This window comes from Acinetobacter sp. F-1 (genome assembly GCF_022869025.1).
Taxonomy (GTDB): domain Bacteria; phylum Pseudomonadota; class Gammaproteobacteria; order Pseudomonadales; family Moraxellaceae; genus Acinetobacter; species Acinetobacter pseudolwoffii.
The window spans coordinates 56,164-73,844 of the sequence record NZ_JAJKFX010000008.1; the positions used below are offsets into that span (position 1 = coordinate 56,164).

A 17,681-nucleotide genomic window follows, 5' to 3' on the forward strand; every position below is an offset into this window, starting at 1 on the left:
TAAGAAATCATTAAAAATAAGGCTTATAAAATGAGTAAGATTTTAGCTAGATAAATGAACTTGCGTTCACGTGAGGACGATTTGCTAGTGATTTCTATCGGCAGCGGGATAAACTTAAAGTTGCGGAACAAATAATCCACCCATGCCCAACAGCTTCTTAGCCAGATAGATGAGTTATAAACCATGAAAAAACAGCATCTCCCTGAAAAAACCTGTATTCACTGCTTGCGCCTTTTTACTTGGCGCAAAAAATGGCAACGCTGCTGGGAGGAAGTCAGATACTGTTCTGAACGATGTAAACGTGAGTCCAAACGGCGTTCAAAACAAAGCGCTTAGAAACGTTTATACTGCCGCGCACAATAAGCCCGAATGACATCGGGGGAACGCAGTTGCAGATGTTTAGTTTTTCGGCCGGTGACTCGTTCACGCCACATTTTAAAACTTGATGCTTTCATATTTTTCCGCATCAAGCGAATCACTGCAGTTTCATTCAAGCCAAACTCACGCTGGATGGCTTCAAATGGGGTGCGATCTTCCCAGGCCATTTCAATGATCCTTGACAGATCTGCTCCCACATATTCAATTACTTGACGCACCACATACCTCTGTTTACTTTCATTTTTAAAATAAAAATTGAGCGATAAAATTTAACGCTATCTCTCTCTGTCTGGGTCAGATCAAGCTGACCAAACTCATCTTAAAAAAACGAAGATGAAGATTTTGTGATTTTTTGTGTGGATTGTATTTTGTTGCTGTCCTATCGGGCCTTCGATCTCAGCGTGTGGTCCAAATACCTGCTACCAAAGCCTATGCCTGGGATTGTTGTTAATGACATCGCCTAGATCAGACGGTATGCTGATGCTAAAAACACCTTGGGGAAATTGTGCTCGAAATTATTGCCCAGCTCTGCGGCGGTATTGGTCTATTCTTGTTGACATACTCCCACCACTTTCGCTTTACCTCAAGTGGGGGACCCCAACATGCCAACAAGCATTGACCAACCTTGATCTAGGATTGACTTGTTCAAGCCTGATTTGGCTTTCACATTCTTTCCTTTTTTCTCGATTGAGCCTTGTGCTGATTTCGACATATTGGCTACCTTTAAGTCCTCAACTACGATCATTGCGTGTTTTTTGCTGAGAGTTGTGGTGACTTTATGCAAGTAGTCATGCCGAATATTGGCAATATGATGGTGCAGTTTATTGATCTTTAAATTGAGCTTTTTCCAATTTTGGCTGAACTTGGTTTTCTTTCTCAACTTGCGTTGGAATTTGGCTATTTTTACCTGATTGGCTTTAAAACTATTGATCGGGTCGAATACCTGACCACTAGACGCTGTAATTAACTTTTTAACACCTAAATCAATGCCAATCGCTGATTTCGATGGATGGATTGGTGCGTCTATTGTGTTTTCAACACCAAAAGAGATATACCACTTACCAACATGCTTTGAGATTGTGACGTTCTTAATCTCGCCTAAAATATCTTGTGATTTTCTGAATTTCACAACGCCAATGTCATTAGGCAACTTAACCTGATTACCTTTAACCCAACAATATCTGCCAAATTGAACAATACGGATTGAATCATAACCATCAGATTTCTTTTTAAATCTTGGCATGAGTGGTCTAAGCTGAATTTCACTGCCATCGGTCAATTTAAAGAATTTTGGCTTCTTCGCTTTGAATGGTTTTTGCTTTAACTTGGCTTGTTCTTTTTTATCAAAAAATTTAGCCCAAGCATCACCAAGATCACGGACTTTTTGTTGAAGTGAAACGCCATTCGAGCTGTTTTCTAAAAAAGCACATTCAGGTTTTTTGCGTAATTCAGGAATTTTATTGACTAAATTAACTTTGTTGATTCGCTCATTTCTAGCAAGCATCTCAAATGATACAGCTAAAATTTGATTCCAAACAAAACGTGCAGAGCCAAGCAACTTGTTTAAAACAAGCTCCTGCTCTGCATTAGGCTCAAGCCTAAATTTGTACACTTTGTTGATCTTCATTTCGCATTAAAGCTATTTAGATACAGAAACTTAATGCAAATTATTCTATCATATTGCACTGAAAAAACACCAAAAAAATTCGTGAAATTCACCTCCACCCTGACTGTCGGGTGGAGTCCTCTTTCACACTAAAGATAGGGTATTTTCACTTGAGAATAAGAAGCGATAGAAATGGCTTTTGATTGGGATCCTCTCAACATTGGGTCTGTAACCAATTTACAATATTGATAATCTCTTGATTTGAATTATTTTTCCTAACGATTGCATAGAAGTCAAAGTTGCAATAGGTAAATTCAAACGGCGCAATAATTCTGCCACTTAATATTTCCTTTTCTACCAAAATCTGGGGCGCTATAGCAATCCCCAATCCTGAAACAGCCGCCTCTATCATTAAATTGAGACGATCAAAATATCGATCATTCGATTTAGTCTCAAGGTTTAGATGGGATCGTTCAAACCAGATCTGCCAGGCATTCTTATTGGAATAAGTGTGAAGTAATGGGTGCTCAAAAAGATCATGAATACTAGTGAGAGCATAGCTTTCACCTTTACAAACTGGTCCCATGTTGTCCGGAAATAAAAGAAATTTATCCAAAAACTTAGGCAGCATTTCATCTACATTCAAACTATTGATAAAAATATCAATTTTTTCTTTTTCCAGTAGCTTTAGGTCGTTACAGGTCATCAATTTAATAGAGATATTAGGATAAAGGCTCTCTAGTTTTTCCAGTCGTGGAATTAACCAGTTCGCCATAAAGCTATGAGAGGCACCGATTACGATTTCTACTTCTGACGCTTTGTGAGTTAATTCAAATACACATTCTTCCAGCTCATTGAAGAAGTGAGTACAAAGACGGGATAAGTCTTCTGTATCCTGAGTGAGAGTAATCGTTGATGAATGCCGAATAAATAATTTTTTATCCAACCATTCTTCGAGCTGTTTGATTTGATGGCTGATTGCACTATGAGTGACACACAGTTCTTCCGCAGCCAAGCTGAAGCTTTGATGTCTAGCGACCGCTTCAAATGCTTTAAGTGAATTTAAGGGCGGTAAGGTTCTACGTTTCATGCTGTAAATTTTTCTAACATCATAAATCAAAAATATATCAATTATCAGGAAAATGGAAATCTTTTAAGATCCAATCAATGTTGAAATTTTAAGAGAAAGACAATGACAACTCCTTATATCGGTCAGGGTCCTGATCAAGGTGGTTTTTTCGGTAAATTTGGTGGCTGCTATATGCCTGAAAGCCTGATGCCAGCTCTACAAGATTTAGAACAAGCCTTTAATACCATACGGAATCAACCTGAATTTTGGGCTGAATATCGACAGATTTTAACCGACTTCGTGGGTCGCCCTAGCCCGCTATTCTATGCAAAAAATCTAACTTCCTACGCAGGGGGAGCCAAAATATATCTCAAGCGAGAAGATTTGAACCATACCGGCGCCCATAAGATCAATAACTGTGTGGGGCAAATATTATTGGCTAAATTCATGGGTAAAACCAGAATCATTGCTGAAACAGGTGCAGGACAGCATGGTGTTGCCACAGCAATCGTCTGTGCACTCTTTAAGATGAAATGCACGATCTATATGGGTAAAACAGATATTCAACGTCAGCAACCGAATGTTGAACGTATGAAATTACTTGGTGCTGAAGTACAAGGCGTAAAAAAAGGCCGTGGAACCCTGAAAGATGCTATGAATGAAGCCTTACGTGACTGGATCAGTCATGTCGACACGACTTACTATCTGCTAGGAACTGGTGCTGGCCCGCATCCCTACCCGACTATTGTGAGAGAGTTCCAGAAAATTATTGGCATCGAAGCCAGAAACCAGATTCTTCTTAAAGAAAATAAACTCCCAGATGCTTTGGTTGCTTGTGTCGGTGGGGGTTCCAATGCATTAGGACTCATGCACCCCTTTCTAGAGGATACCAATGTCAAAATGTTTGGAATTGAAGCTGGCGGGAAAGGCACTGATAGTCATGAACATGCTGCCTCGATTTCCAAAGGTCGAGTCGGCGTCTTGCATGGTAATTTGACTTACTTACTGCAAGATTCAGACGGGCAAATTCTAGAGGGACATTCCATATCCGCAGGACTGGATTACCCTGGGGTTGGCCCTGAGCATTGCATCCTGTTTGAAACAAGCCGCGTGACTTATGCAGCAGTCAAAGATGAAGAGGCTGTACATGCCTTTCAACTACTGAGCCAGCAAGAGGGCATTATCCCAGCGCTGGAAAGTTCTCATGCTATTGCCTATGCCATCAAACTTGCGAAAGAAATGCATCCGGAACAGACAATTATCATCAATTTAAGCGGTCGAGGTGACAAAGACTTAGACACAGTCAAAAAGTATCTTGCAGGAGCACGCGCATGAACCGTTTAGATCAAAAACTAATGCAATTAAAACAGGAAAATCGCAGTGGTTTAGTCTGTTATTTTACTGCCGGAGATCCTGATTTTAATGAAAGTTATCGTCTATTTAGTCAATTGGGTCAAGCTGGAGCTGATATCATCGAAGTGGGCATCCCATTTTCTGATCCTGTGGCCGATGGAGAGACCATCCAGGCTGCTCATGTTAGAGCACTCGCTTCTGGTCAGACCGTGCATCGAACCATTGAGCTCGTGAAAGCTATCCGTTTACAGGATGAAACCACCCCGATTATTTTAATGACCTATTTAAACCCGATCATACAATATGGTTTCGAGAAGCTGGTTGCGGATACCGAAAATTTGATTGAGGGGATTCTGATCCTAGATGCCCCTTATGAATATCGGGAAAAATTTAAACAGATATTAAATGAAAAAAATATGCATTTAATTGCAATGAGCGCACCCACTACTCCAGTTGAGCGATTGAAACAAATCTCAGCCAGTGCGACAGGATTTTTATATCATGTTGCGGAAAATGGTCTCACCGGCGGTACTTTAAATCTGACCAATCTTGAAAAAAAGATTGCTGAAATCAAACCAATTTTTAATATCCCGATTGCTATTGGCTTTGGGATTAAAGATGAAAGTCATGTGAAAGCCTTAGCCAATAAAGTTGATCTGGTGGTGATCGGTTCGGCACTGGTGGATACCTTTTTTAAGCAAGGTGTAGACGCCACATTAGAAAAAGTTAAAATTTTTTCACAAATTCTGAAAGAGAAATCTTAGTTTTTCTTTATGATCCTTAATAGAGAATTTATGGCATAAGGTTTTCACCTTCTTATGCTATATTCCATAGTTTACCTCCTCTCCCCCTTAAAAGAGGAAGAGAAAGTAAAATAAATTAAAGAAAGCTTGGCAAACCTTTAGCAGGATCTGTTTCACGTGCCGCTTGAGCATCTGCTACAGTCATACCTAAGGCCTTAGCAACGCCTTGCCCATAAGCTGGATCGCAAGCATAACAGTTGCGGATATGACGGTATTTGATGAAATCTAGCGCATCACCCATCGCTGCGGCCGTGTTATTAAACAGGGCCTGTTTCTGCTCATCATTCATCAAATTGAACAGGGCACGTGGCTGGCTGAAGTAATCATTGTCATCTTCACGGAAGTCCCAGAAATCAGCATCACCGGTAATCTTTAATGCTGGTTCTTTAAACTGAGGTTGTTCCTGCCACTGGTTAAAACTGTTCGGTTCATAATGTGGCAATGAACCATAGTTGCCATCCATGCGGCCCTGACCATCACGACGATTAGAGTTTACAGGGCAGCGGCAGCATTGACCGGAACCTGTGAATGATTTACACCAACACGGTAACGCGCTGCGTCGGCATAGTTCACTAAACGTGCCTGTAACATACGGTCCGGTGAGTAGCTGATGCCCGGTACAAGATTACTAGGTGCAAAGGCTGCCTGTTCTACATCCTGGAAATAGTTTTCCGGATTGCGGTTCAGCTCAAATTCACCGACTTCAATCAGTGGATAATCGCCCTTCGGCCAGACTTTGGTCAGGTCAAATGGATGATAAGGCACTGTTTCGGCTTCCAGTTCTGGCATGACTTGAACGTACATTTTCCATTTTGGATAGTCGCTACGTTCGATGGCATCAAACAGGTCGGTCTGGCTGCTTTCACGGTCTTTGGCAATCAAGTCTGCTGCTTCAGCATCGGTCAGGTTCTGGATGCCTTGCTGGGTACGCATATGGAATTTCACCCAGAAGCGTTCATTTTGGGCATTGATAAAACTGAAGGTATGGCTGCCAAAACCATGCATATGACGGTAGCCAGCAGGAATACCGCGATCCGACATGACAATGGTCACCTGATGCAAGGCTTCAGGCAATAATGTCCAGAAATCCCAGTTATTGGTGGCACTGCGCTTGTTGGTTTTCGGGTCACGTTTGACTGCTTTATTCAGGTCAGGGAACTTGCGGGCATCCCGCAGGAAAAATACCGGAGTATTGTTGCCAACTAGATCCCAGTTGCCTTCTTCAGTATAGAATTTCAGGGCAAAACGCGAATATCACGTTCTGCATCGGCCGCACCACGTTCACCCGCCACCGTTGAGAAACGCGCAAACATTTCGGTTTTTTTGCCGACTTCAGAGAAAATTTTAGCGCGGCTATATTGGGTAATATCATTGGTCACGGTAAAGGTACCGAAAGCACCTGAACCTTTGGCATGCATACGACGCTCTGGAATCACTTCACGGACAAAGTTGGCCAGTTTTTCATTCAGCCATAAATCCTGGGCAAGTAAAGGTCCACGCGCACCTGCCGTCATACTGTTCTGATTGTCGACCACAGGGGCACCAGCTTCAGTAGTCAGGTGGGTAACAGGACATTTTTTAGGGTCTTGACTCATACTATTAACTCCCGTTTCTTTTCATTTAAATTGCCGAGAGAAACTTAAGATCTCCATATTCTAGTTTACGCTTAACTAGCGTATTAAAATATTAAACTAAAGAGTGTCTACAAAATCGGTGGCTATTCAGTACATGGTGCCATGGGATTCTTGGTCAACAGTAGCCCAAATTTATTGATAGCACTGAAAGCATTTCAGGAATTTATTCCCACCCGTATCAGCTTTGCACGTTTAAATCTTGAATACACCGAACATTCAGTCAATATATCACTGTATTTTGATTTTCAACTGTCTGAACAGGTACATCGTCTATTGGCTGAAACCTGTGCCGTGATTTTATTTGAGTGTGCTGAATTTATTGTTGGACGCCCTCTCCATGACGCTCAAATCTGTTTTGCGCACGCAGAACCCGACTATAACCAAGCCTATGCGCAGTATTTATCGGGCGCTTATTCTTTTTCCGCACCTGCAATCAAAGCCACCTTTCCTTTCAGTCTATGTCACATTCCGAATGCCTCGGCCAATCAAGACAGTTATTTACTCGCGATGCAACAATGCGAAAGCATGCTACAGCAGCTCAAACCGGGCAAGCAAAGCTATGTGTATATGATAAAAAAAATGATGCTGTCGAGTTCGCTACATGAACTGAGTGAAGACCAAATTGCAGCGGCATTGTTTATGAGTAAACGGACATTGGCACGTCAACTTGCCGCAGATGGCACAAGCTTTAGGGAGATTCGAGATGCAATTTTGTCGGAGCAAGCACGTCGTTATTTAACAGACAGTACTTTATCTGTCGATGCGATTGCAACGCTATTAAACTATCATGACAGTTCTAACTTTAGACGCGCATTTAAGCGTTGGTTTAACGTTACACCGAGCCAATATCGTAATCAATATAGTTAAACTTTGGGTAAAGTTCATTGCATAAGCAGGTGAAATATTTTTTATCATTCAAAATTGACCTGATTGAAGATTAATTTTTTTCTGTATTCATGACCATCCCTGATCGGACGGCTAAACATCATGTCGTTCGAATAAGACCTTTAAATCAGCCATTTGTTATAATTTCGATATTCAATGAATGGCAAAATTAAATGGATCATTTGCAGAAGTTACAGATATATGTGCGTGTGGTTGAAACCCAAAGCTTTACTCACACTGCTGAGACATTGGGTGTGCATCGTCCACTGATTTCCAAAGCCATCAAACAGCTTGAACATGAATTGGGGGTGAGATTACTCAATAGAACCACCCGTAAAGTCAGCATGACTTTAGAAGGTGAAGCTTTCTATCACAAAGCATTGCAACTCCTTAAAGACTTCGATGCTATTTTTAATAGCTTTCAGCCAAATCTACAGACTCAAAATATATCGGGTAAACTGCGCATCAACGTACCTATCACCATTGCCAAAGCCATTCTGATTCCTCATTTGGCAGAGTTTAAACAACAATATCCAAATATCGAGTTGATTCTAGAATCCTCTGATTCCTTAGTGGATCTCATTGATCAAGGTGTCGATTTTGCAATTCGACTCGGCTACTTAGATGACTCAACCCTCATTGCAAAATCACTTGGACAAGTTGAAATGATCACTTGTGCTGCCCCTTCTTATTTAAAAAAATATGGCACACCGCATACCTTAGATGATCTAAAACACCATCAAGCCATCAATTATTTTAGCGGTAAACAACGTAAGGTTATGAATTGGCAATTTATTGTGAATCAGAAACTTGAAGAATATAAATTGGATTCAAGTATTTTAGTCAATGATTCAGAATCATTTTTAAGCGCAGCCTTACATGGTTTGGGCTTAATTCAAGGGGTTCGTCATGCAATACAGCCGTATCTCGAGAATGGCCAACTCATTGAAGTGTTATCAACTTATCAAAATATGCCTAAACCTATTTCTTTGCTCTACACTCACCGTGAACATTTACCTGCACGTATGCAAGTCTTTATAGATTGGATTGAAAGGATATTTGCAAGAGATTGTGATAAAAAATAGAACCAATCTATAAATAGATTGTTTATTTATCTGATCTGTTTGAACCACTATGCTAATTCCATCTGTTAAACATATGGAAAAGAAACATGTCTAAAACTGTGGTGATGCGTGCTATCGGTGGTGCTGAGGTCCTACAAATTGAAGATCTAGAAATTCCTGCTCCCAAAGCACGTGAAGTACAAATGGCAGTCCATGCGATCGGCTTAAATCGGGCTGAAATCATGTACCGTACCGGTAATTATGTGATTGAACCCACTTTTCCTTCTGTACTTGGCTATGAAGCCGCAGGTATCGTTACAGCGATTGGCGAAGGTGTTTCAGAGTTTAGTATTGGCGATGCAGTGAGTGTCATTCCATCTTTTGGTTTTGATGAATATGGTACATACGCAGAACTCATCAATCTGCCAGTCCATGCTGTTGTAAAACATCCTAAAGATTTGACATTCCAACAAGCGGCTGCAAGCTGGATGATGTTTGTGACGGCTTATGGTGCATTAGTACATTTTGGCAACTTACAGAAAGACCAATATGTTGTTATTGGTGCTGCATCTAGCAGTGTTGGCGTGGCAGCAATTCAAATTGCTAATATGTTAGGCGCTACCCCAATCGCATTAACTCGTACTAGTGCTAAAAAGCAGCAACTGATAGATCTAGGGGCTAAATATGTGATCGCTACTGAGGAGCAAGATTTAGTAAATGAATTGAATCGTATTACCAATCACCAGGGGGTAAATATGGTGTTTGATCCTGTAGGTGGTCCAGCTGTAGGTAAAATCATGCAAGCTATGGCTAAACAAGGTACATTCTTCCAATATGGTGCGCTTGATACACGTGATATCCAAATGAGTGTTATGGATGTTTTAGGCAAACATTTAACATTACGTGGTTATGAGCTCTTTGAAATTACCACTGATTCCAATGCGCTAGAACAGGCAAAACAATTTGTTTATCGTGGTTTGGAGTCAGGTCAGTTATCACCTTTAATTGACCAAGTCTTTAATTTTGAGAATATCCAAGAAGCTCATAAATACATGGAAACAAATGCCCAAATCGGCAAGATCGTAGTTAACGTTCAGTAATTTAGATGCCCTATACTGCCATCTATAGGGCATTTTAGTTCCAATACAATATTTTTGGTTAGCCGAGTTTCATCATAGATCTGACCACACTCGATGCCGTGATCGGGTTATTTAATGCTGTTTTACTAGAGCATTAAATAACTCAAATCACGGATAATTAGTTTCAGCGGGCATTTACTTTACTAGTTTTCTGTCAATAGATCATGGTTAATATATTAAAAAACTAAGGCTCTTATAAATCGTATAAAATAAATAATACAGAATATAAGTAGTTTACTTTACAATATTTCAGTCTTAATAATGCTTGAATCTAATTTTATATATTTACTAATATATTCTAATTAAAACTTGGATTTCATAACCATTAACTATACAGTACAACTATCAATAAAATCTCCCCACCATTGCATCATTTCCACGCGCTGATTGAAATATTCTGCATGATTATAACTTGCACGGGTTTTATTTTTATCAGTATGAGATAGCTGTGCTTCAATCCAATTTGATTGAAATAAACCAGATTCATTTAATATGGTACTAAATGTTGAGCGTAAACCATGAGATGATAGTTCATTTTTAGTATATCCCATTTTTCTAATAATCAAGTTCAGGGTGTTAAAATGAATAGGTTTATGATTATTACGGGGGCTAGAAAATACATATTTTTCGCCATGAGACCAAGCGAGTGCTGATTTCACAACTTCAAGTGCTTGATCAGATAGTGGAACTAAAAATTCAGGAATATCATGACCTAAAATAACTTTTCTTCTATATTGTTTAATATGTAAGGCTGGTATTTTCCATATTCTTTTATCCAGATCGAAGTGATGTGGTTCAGAAAGCAGTAATTCTCCACCACGTACGCCTGTATATAACTTAAATAATAGGGCTTTTTTAATGATAGGATCTGTATTAATCTGATTCAATCTAGCTAAGAAATTAGATAGTTCATCTGAGTTCAAATGAGGATAATTTTTCTTAATCTTATTATTAACTAATATTTTATGAAGCCCATTTGCAATATTATATTCACAATACCCCATTGCTACAGCATAATCATAAATCTGATTTAAATAACTGTAAGCTTTCTTTACAGGTTCTTTTACATTTCTAGATTCTATATTTTTAATAACCTTAACCAGATCATATCTTTTAACTTCAATAAATGGCGTTAGTCCAATATTTGGATAAATATCCTGATCTAAACATTTTTTTGCAAGCTGAATTACACCGCATCGTGGTTCATCTTCAAAGGAATTTTTAATTTTAAATTCTAACCACTCTTCACAAATATCCTGAAAAGTTTTGATGTCTTTTTTATGCAGCAGTTTATTTTGATAATCATTAAATTTATATTCATCCCGGACTGATCTGGCCTCTTTCAAGGACATTACAGGATATTCACCCAACTTCATGCGAGGACGTTTATTTGTCCCTGCAAGTGAATAGCGGTAACTCCAAGATTTACGTCCGTTTGGTTCTACCTTCAAACTTAAGCCGTCATCATCTGCCAGAAAATAGATTTTTTCCTTTGGTTTAGCTTGACGTACCTTAATTTCAGTAAGACTCATGAATTTTTAACCTAACCACAATGACACTGCTCAATTCAATTATAGCAAATTTAAGCGATATTCATATGATGCGTATCATACGCATCACATATTTCTATAAGTAATTGTTAAATAAAATTTATATTTAGATTGGCTAGTCCTTAGTAACCAATTAATTAACCATTAATTTTGCAAGTCTTAAATTGGCATTTGAAGTGTAACCCCATGTTATGACTATTCACATTTCTGCTCTATGATTCATGGTTACTTATTAGTTATGTTATTATGTCAGGAGCGATACAAGAATTAGGGTAACCTTATGGAAATAGCGAATACGAAATGAACCGTACCGGGTTTGTCGGAGACTTTTTTATTTAAGTTAGGCCACCTGACCTAACGGGTTAATCTTATCATAGTACATTGCTTCAAACTCAAAAGGCGATACATAACCCAGTGCACTGTGTACACGCTTTTTATTGAACCAATCTACCCAGTTTAGTGTCGCAAGTTGTACATCTGCTAAACCTTGCCAATCTGCTTTTAGATATTCAATCACCTCTGTTTTGTATAAGCCATTCACCGTTTCAGCCAGAGCATTATCGTATGAATCACCAGTTGTACCGACTGATGCTCGTAAATTTGCTGCTTCTAAACGATTGGTATAGCGAATGGAAAGATATTGCACACCTCTGTCGGAATGATGAATCACATTCTTTGGCATGCCTCGATCATGCAATGCTTGCTCTAATGCATCGAGCACCATATCTGTATTCATTCGTGTAGATACTTTCCAGCCAACAATTGCTCGTGAGAACACATCAATAATAAAGGCGGTATAGACCCAGCCTGAATTTGTTTGAATATACGTAAAGTCACTGACCCACAGTTGGTCAGGATGATCAGCTCTAAAATTCCGTTTCACCAAGTCAGGTGCTCGTTTTTGGTCATCTCGGCTACGGGTGGTTTGTTTGTTCTTACCTAGCCAAACACCTTGTATATCTAGCTTCTGCATCAATCGAGCAACAGTACAGCGTGCAATAATATAGCCTTCACGTTTCAGTTTTTGCTAGACTTTACGTACACCATATCGACCTGAACTTTCCTTCCAAATTCGTTTAATCTCCTCAGCATGATGCAAGTCATGTAAATCTCGCTTTGCTCGATGTTCTGGATTTTCGCAGAGATCTAGGGTCCGGTAATAGGTTGAAGCTGCGATCGGTAAAATCCTACAAATCGCATCAACACTATATAAGTCTTTATTGTTATGGATGAAATCCACCATTATTTGTGTGGGCGGTCGAGCTCCGCCTGGGCGAAAAAAGCGGCTGCTTTACGTAGAATTTCATTGGCACGCTTTAATTCTTTAATTTCACGTTCCATTTGCTTCATTTTTTCTTGATCAGATATCTGTTGTACTTTAATAGGATTTTGCTGATCTAAATGCTTTTGATGCCAGGCACGAAGTGTTTCAGGAGTACAACCAATCTTAGGCGCAATTGCTGTGATTGCAGCCCAAGTAGAAGGATAATCTTTTTCAGATTCAATCAATAATTGAACCGCTCTTTCTCTGATTTCAGGGGTATATTTTAATTTTGTCATCGGGATAGTCTCTCAGAATATTGACTCTCCGACAAACCCGGTACGGTTCACCTTAAATTTGGCTCAATTAGGGGCGCTTTGCCTTTCAAATCTTTGTGCAATAAAGCCGTTGGAAAGTAATCTTGAAACAAGTTATAAGCTTCTTTTTCATAAATTACTGAGTATTTGTATAAATATTCAACATCTGATTTTTTAACCCAGATATTGAATTAAAATAAAAACCAATAAAAACCAATAAAAACCAACATCATTGGTATTTATATTTTAATCATGTTCATTTACAATAAAAATTACTAAGTCAATATGTATTTAGTCTAAAATATCCATCAATCAAAAATGTGTGATAGCTTCGAACGTTAATCTTTGCATACTTGTAATTTTGAGTATTACTTCAATTCTCTAAGCTAATTCTTTACAAGTGTTCCTATCACCATAATTGTTATTCTTGTCTTCGCTATAAAGCGATCCAAACCTGCCCTCCATGGTCATAATCGCATGAACAAATTTTTAAAATACCTATTGGTATTCATCGTTCTGCTTATTATTGCAGCACTAATCTTTTTATTTAGACCTATCGCGTCTAAGAAAATTCAAAACACCAGCAATGAGCCTGTCGTTGACGCAGTCTTAGTTGGTGGGGGCATCATGAGTGCAACCCTAGGCACATATCTTAGTGAACTTGAGCCAAACTGGCAAATTCGCATGTATGAACGCCTAGACAAAGTTGCACAAGAAAGCTCTAACGGCTTCAATAATGCTGGCACAGGTCACTCTGGCTTTATGGAAATGAACTACACCTCTGAAAAAGATGGGAAAATGGACATTACCAAAGCTGCAAAAGTGGCTGAACAATTTGAAGTTGCAAAACAGTTCTGGTCTTATCAAGTCAAAGAAGGTGTTTTGGGACGACCAAATAGTTTCATCAACCCTGTACCGCACATTGCTTTCGTTTGGGGCGATAACGTGAATTTCCTCGAAAAACGTTACGCTGCAATGGTTAAAAACCCAATGTTTTATGGCATGAAATTCTCTGAGGATCCTGCTGAAATTAAACAATGGGCCCCATTGGTGATGAATGGCCGTGATGCTGCACAAAAAGTAGCTGCAACACGCATGGATGTAGGTTCGGATGTGAACTATGGTTCGATCACCACTCAATTGGTCGATCACCTTAAAAAACAATCTAATTTCCAGTTACAAACATCGACTGAAGTGACTGGCATTAGCCAAAACGATGATAAAACGTGGACTGTTGCATTTAAAAACCTCACTACAGGGAAAACAGATCACGTGAAAACGCGCTTTGTCTTTATTGGTGCAGGCGGTGCAGCGGTTAAACTTTTACAAATGACAGGCTTACCAGAAGCGAAGCAATATGCTGGCTTCCCTGTAGGTGGCGTGTTCTTAATGACCGACAACCCAAAAGTCACTGAAGGTCATACTGCAAAAGTTTATGGTCGTGCTGAATTAGGCGCACCGCCAATGTCTGTTCCACATATTGATACACGTTATATCGACGGTAAAAAATATGTGTTGTTTGGTCCATTTGCAACTTATTCAAACAAGTTCTTAAAACAAGGTTCTCAGCTTGATTTATTGAAATCAACCACTAAGAACAACGTTTTACCAATGACCGCTGTGGGTATGGAAAATCTTGATTTGGTGAAATACTTAGTTAGCCAAGTCATGATGACCGATGAAGACCGTTTTAATGAGTTGAAAAAATACTATCCTGATGCAAAACCAGAAGACTGGCGCATGAATCAAGGTGGTCAACGTGTTCAAATCATTAAGAAAGAACCAGGCAAACCTGCAAGCTTGCAATTTGGTACCGAGATTTTTGCATCACAAGATGGTGCTGTGACTGCCCTATTAGGTGCATCTCCTGGTGCTTCAACTTCCCCTTATATTATGTTGAGCTTGCTTGAAAAAGCATTCCCTCAGCAAGTAGCAGGTAAATGGAATCCGAAATTACATGAAATTGTAAAATCGTACCAACAAGAACTCAGCACTAATCCTGTGCTTCTTGACCAAGTTCGCCAATACACCAGCACAACCCTTGGTTTGAAATATACACCTATGGCTAAAGCTGCAAATGACGAAACTATTGCGGTAGCAAAAGCACAGTAATCTGCTTTAAACCCTAAAAAGGATGGACTTTGCGCCATCCTTTTTTAATTCATATTTGAAACTATTCTGTTTATGTCGCTTTTCCATTCCGATGCTTTTTTGGCTTTTCGTTCACGTGATTTTTCACTTCTGAGTGTCAATCAGTTGTGCTTAATTCTAACCATCATGATTCAAGAAGTCGTCATTGCCTATAGTATCTATCAACTCACTCAAAATCCACTCAGCCTTGGCATGATTGCCTTAATTGAGTTACTCCCCTTTATTTGCCTCTCCCTGATCAGTGGCGACTGGGCTGATCGCTATAACCGACAAAAAATTGTGCAGTGGAGTTTTAGCTGTAGCACTTTAATTCCATTATTATTTATTGTTCTTTTTTCTCAGTACCAACAACAGCACATTCAACAAAATACACTTTTATGCGGCATTTATAGCCTCATCTTTTGCTTAGGCATACTTAGAGGCATTTACAGCCCATCATTTAATTCATTACGCCCTTTTCTAACCCCCGAGTCAGCCTATAGCAATGCAGCCACATGGACCGCGCTCATTTGGCAAATAGGCGGCATTTTAGCGCCTTTATGCGCAGGACTTTTACTCGGCCAACTTGGGCTTGAAAAGACCCTCTTTATTGTTTTTTTCTTGTGTTGCGTGGGTAGCATCTGCTTATTCAGATTAAGTCCTCGTCAATTCCCTAGCCCACATAAACAGCATTTGAGCAAAAGTTTGAAAGAAGCCTATTTGTTTATTTTTAAACATCCACTAATGTTTTGGAGTATGTTGCTGGATCTCAGCGTCATGCTTTTTTGTAGTGTCATTATCTTACTGCCTATTTTTGCACACGATATCCTGCATCTTGGTGTTGAAGGCTTAGGTATACTCAGAGCTGCACCAGCTATTGGCGCCTGTATCATGATGTTGATGTTGACCTGTTATTCTCCGATGCAAAATGCATGGAGAAATATGCTCTATAGTAGTTTTGCAATTGCTTTATGTATTTTAGCCTTTGCACTATCCTCCCATGTTTGGCTCTCAGTCTTCTTCCTTGTTTTAATCGGTGCCTTTGATAGCATTAGCATGGTCATTCGACAAACTTTATTACAGCAACTCCCCCCAAAAGCACTATTAGGGCGTGTAGCGGCTTTAAATGGCATATTAGTCACTTCAGGCAATCAGCTCGGTGCCCTACACATGAGCCTGATGACGCGCTATTTTTCTGTGGTGCCAGCAGTACTTATTGGAGGGACGCTGTGTTTAATAATCTGTGGTCTAAGCTCTACTCGTACGCGACATTTATTCAAGCCATCTCCAACACTAAAAAAAACATGCCCCAGTGGCAAAAAGTGAATAGTATGTTAAGCTTCAAATCCTCTTTTAATAGGATGTGAGTTTTCAATAGAGCAAATTATGAAACAGATTTTCACCTTTTCACACATTCTCTATACCAAACTCTATTCTTTCGCACTATCAGTGTTGTTGGCTTATTGCCTATTCAATGCAATTTATACGTTCATTATTGGTGGAACTGGTTTTTATTTATTTGCAACTTTTATTTTAGCTTTTCAATGTAATTTCGCGTTACGCACTTCTCTGCATGACCGTATTTACACCAGTTTAGGGATAGTTTTGCTTATTATTGGGTTATTGTATACACATGGAATTCACTTTCTAAACCATTTAAAAACAATTGTATTGGTTCCTTCTTTAATTCTAACTGCTTTTGGAATAGATAATTTATATAGAAAGCCAAATAGACTTAGTTGTCTTAAAGTTGGACTGATCCTCGGCCTATTGCTATTAGCTTATATTCAATATTATGATTTAGTAGAACTGCAAAATTATTATGACTCTTTACATAATGATGAGACTTGGCAGCAATTTGGCGCATTATAACAGCTAGCACAAAAAAATTCGGTGGGTGAAAAATTTACAATCCTAATTCTGATTTATCGATGTTATTACATAGGAAAACTGCCTTTAAAAGGCGGGTCTTGCCAGTCTAGAATTGCAGACAAAAGGGAATAAAATGCCTGTATATCCGATTCTAGAAATTGATCATTTTCAGCATCATAAACAAAAGATTTTTCTTCTAATAAGTATTGGCCATCTTGCTCACTAAGAAAATTTTAAAGTTATTTGCTTGATCAGGGAAAATTTGTTCTCTGTCAAAAAAGATCATAACAATCTTGAACGGCTTTGTTGCACAAAGCTGTTCTTAAGGGCTTTTTCAGCAATATATTTTTCAAATGAAGAAGCATACACATAAAATTTATCGCACAACCAATTGGTCCGCATATAACCGAGCACTCATTCATCGCGGAAATATTGCCATTTGGTTTGATCTTGCTACGCAATGGTATGCCCCATCAAAAGGCAAACAAGGGCGAAATCAAACCTACTCCGACGCAGCCATCCAATGCTGCTTAATGATTAAATCCTTATTCCGTCTGTCTTTACGTATGGTCACTGGCTTTGTGCAAAGTCTGATTAAACTTTGCGGATGAGCAGCCCCG

Annotated in this window: 11 protein-coding genes, 5 pseudogenes and 1 other annotated feature; of the genes and pseudogenes, 10 read left to right on the plus strand and 6 right to left on the minus strand. The window is 39.2% G+C overall.

The annotated features are described in order from the left end of the window. Positions 1-183: 183 nt before the first annotated feature. Entirely contained in the window at positions 184-336 is a 153-nt protein-coding gene (locus LOZ91_RS09070) for a DUF2256 domain-containing protein (protein ID WP_100535555.1), read from the plus strand. On the opposite strand, the gene LOZ91_RS09075 is transcribed toward LOZ91_RS09070, so the two are convergent. From LOZ91_RS09075 to LOZ91_RS09085, 3 genes and pseudogenes are all read right to left on the minus strand, one after another. Next, a complete protein-coding gene (locus LOZ91_RS09075; protein WP_100535556.1) occupies positions 333-596 on the minus strand; it encodes a TIGR03643 family protein in 264 nt (87 codons plus the stop codon). The two genes, LOZ91_RS09070 and LOZ91_RS09075, sit on opposite strands and share 4 nt — an antisense overlap. Before the next feature lie 380 nt (positions 597-976). Beyond that, a pseudogene (locus tag LOZ91_RS09080) lies at positions 977-2,005 on the minus strand (transposase); the annotation flags it as partial. Between the two features lie 193 nt (positions 2,006-2,198). After that, positions 2,199-3,074: a LysR substrate-binding domain-containing protein gene (locus LOZ91_RS09085; protein WP_244783072.1), complete on the minus strand. Its 876-nt coding sequence runs from the start codon at positions 3,072-3,074 to the stop codon at positions 2,199-2,201. Positions 3,075-3,176: 102 nt separating this feature from the next. Between LOZ91_RS09085 and trpB the strand changes: the two genes are divergently transcribed. Together trpB and trpA are read left to right on the plus strand one after the other, a co-directional pair. Then, complete coding sequence (gene trpB, locus LOZ91_RS09090) at positions 3,177-4,388, plus strand: tryptophan synthase subunit beta (RefSeq protein ID WP_100535558.1); 1,212 nt, start codon at positions 3,177-3,179, stop codon at positions 4,386-4,388. Continuing rightward, the gene (gene trpA / locus LOZ91_RS09095) at positions 4,385-5,170 is read left to right on the plus strand and encodes a tryptophan synthase subunit alpha (RefSeq protein WP_180000711.1); all 786 of its coding nucleotides are present in this window, start codon (positions 4,385-4,387) and stop codon (positions 5,168-5,170) included. The genes trpB and trpA overlap by 4 nt, the downstream gene beginning before the upstream one ends. A gap of 115 nt (positions 5,171-5,285) precedes the next feature. On the opposite strand, the pseudogene LOZ91_RS09100 reads toward trpA, so the two are convergent. Further along, positions 5,286-6,804: pseudogene (locus LOZ91_RS09100) on the minus strand (catalase). 141 nt (positions 6,805-6,945) lie between these two features. Here LOZ91_RS09100 and LOZ91_RS09105 point away from each other — a divergent pair. The 3 genes from LOZ91_RS09105 (at position 6,946) to LOZ91_RS09115 (ending at position 9,892) form a co-directional block, all read left to right on the plus strand. Continuing rightward, entirely contained in the window at positions 6,946-7,710 is a 765-nt protein-coding gene (locus tag LOZ91_RS09105) for an AraC family transcriptional regulator (RefSeq protein WP_244783073.1), read from the plus strand. A 191-nt stretch (positions 7,711-7,901) separates the two neighbouring features. Further along, entirely contained in the window at positions 7,902-8,813 is a 912-nt protein-coding gene (locus tag LOZ91_RS09110) for a LysR family transcriptional regulator (RefSeq protein WP_100535562.1), read from the plus strand. An 86-nt stretch (positions 8,814-8,899) separates the two neighbouring features. After that, positions 8,900-9,892 (plus strand): zinc-dependent alcohol dehydrogenase family protein, encoded by a 993-nt coding sequence (locus LOZ91_RS09115; protein WP_100535563.1) that lies wholly within the window; start codon positions 8,900-8,902, stop codon positions 9,890-9,892. 368 nt (positions 9,893-10,260) lie between these two features. Here LOZ91_RS09115 and LOZ91_RS09120 read toward each other — a convergent pair whose 3' ends face one another. After that, a complete protein-coding gene (locus LOZ91_RS09120) occupies positions 10,261-11,463 on the minus strand; it encodes an integrase arm-type DNA-binding domain-containing protein (protein WP_180001899.1) in 1,203 nt (400 codons plus the stop codon). A 358-nt stretch (positions 11,464-11,821) separates the two neighbouring features. Further along, positions 11,822-13,041: pseudogene (locus LOZ91_RS09125) on the minus strand (IS3 family transposase). Next, positions 12,649-12,766: a sequence feature (AL1L pseudoknot), on the minus strand. (Overlaps the previous pseudogene by 118 nt.) 495 nt (positions 13,042-13,536) lie before the next feature. Here LOZ91_RS09125 and mqo point away from each other — a divergent pair. From mqo to LOZ91_RS09145, 4 genes and pseudogenes are all read left to right on the plus strand, one after another. Beyond that, positions 13,537-15,171 carry a malate dehydrogenase (quinone) gene (gene mqo / locus LOZ91_RS09130; protein ID WP_005093636.1) on the plus strand — a complete coding sequence of 545 codons (1,635 nt, stop codon included), beginning with the start codon at positions 13,537-13,539 and terminating at the stop codon, positions 15,169-15,171. A 72-nt stretch (positions 15,172-15,243) separates the two neighbouring features. Continuing rightward, a pseudogene (locus LOZ91_RS09135) lies at positions 15,244-16,519 on the plus strand (MFS transporter). A gap of 56 nt (positions 16,520-16,575) precedes the next feature. Next, on the plus strand, positions 16,576-17,061 hold the full coding sequence (locus LOZ91_RS09140) for a hypothetical protein (protein ID WP_035337386.1): 486 nt from the start codon (positions 16,576-16,578) through the stop codon (positions 17,059-17,061). Between the two features lie 353 nt (positions 17,062-17,414). Then, positions 17,415-17,669: pseudogene (locus LOZ91_RS09145) on the plus strand (transposase); the annotation flags it as partial. Positions 17,670-17,681: the final 12 nt, after the last annotated feature.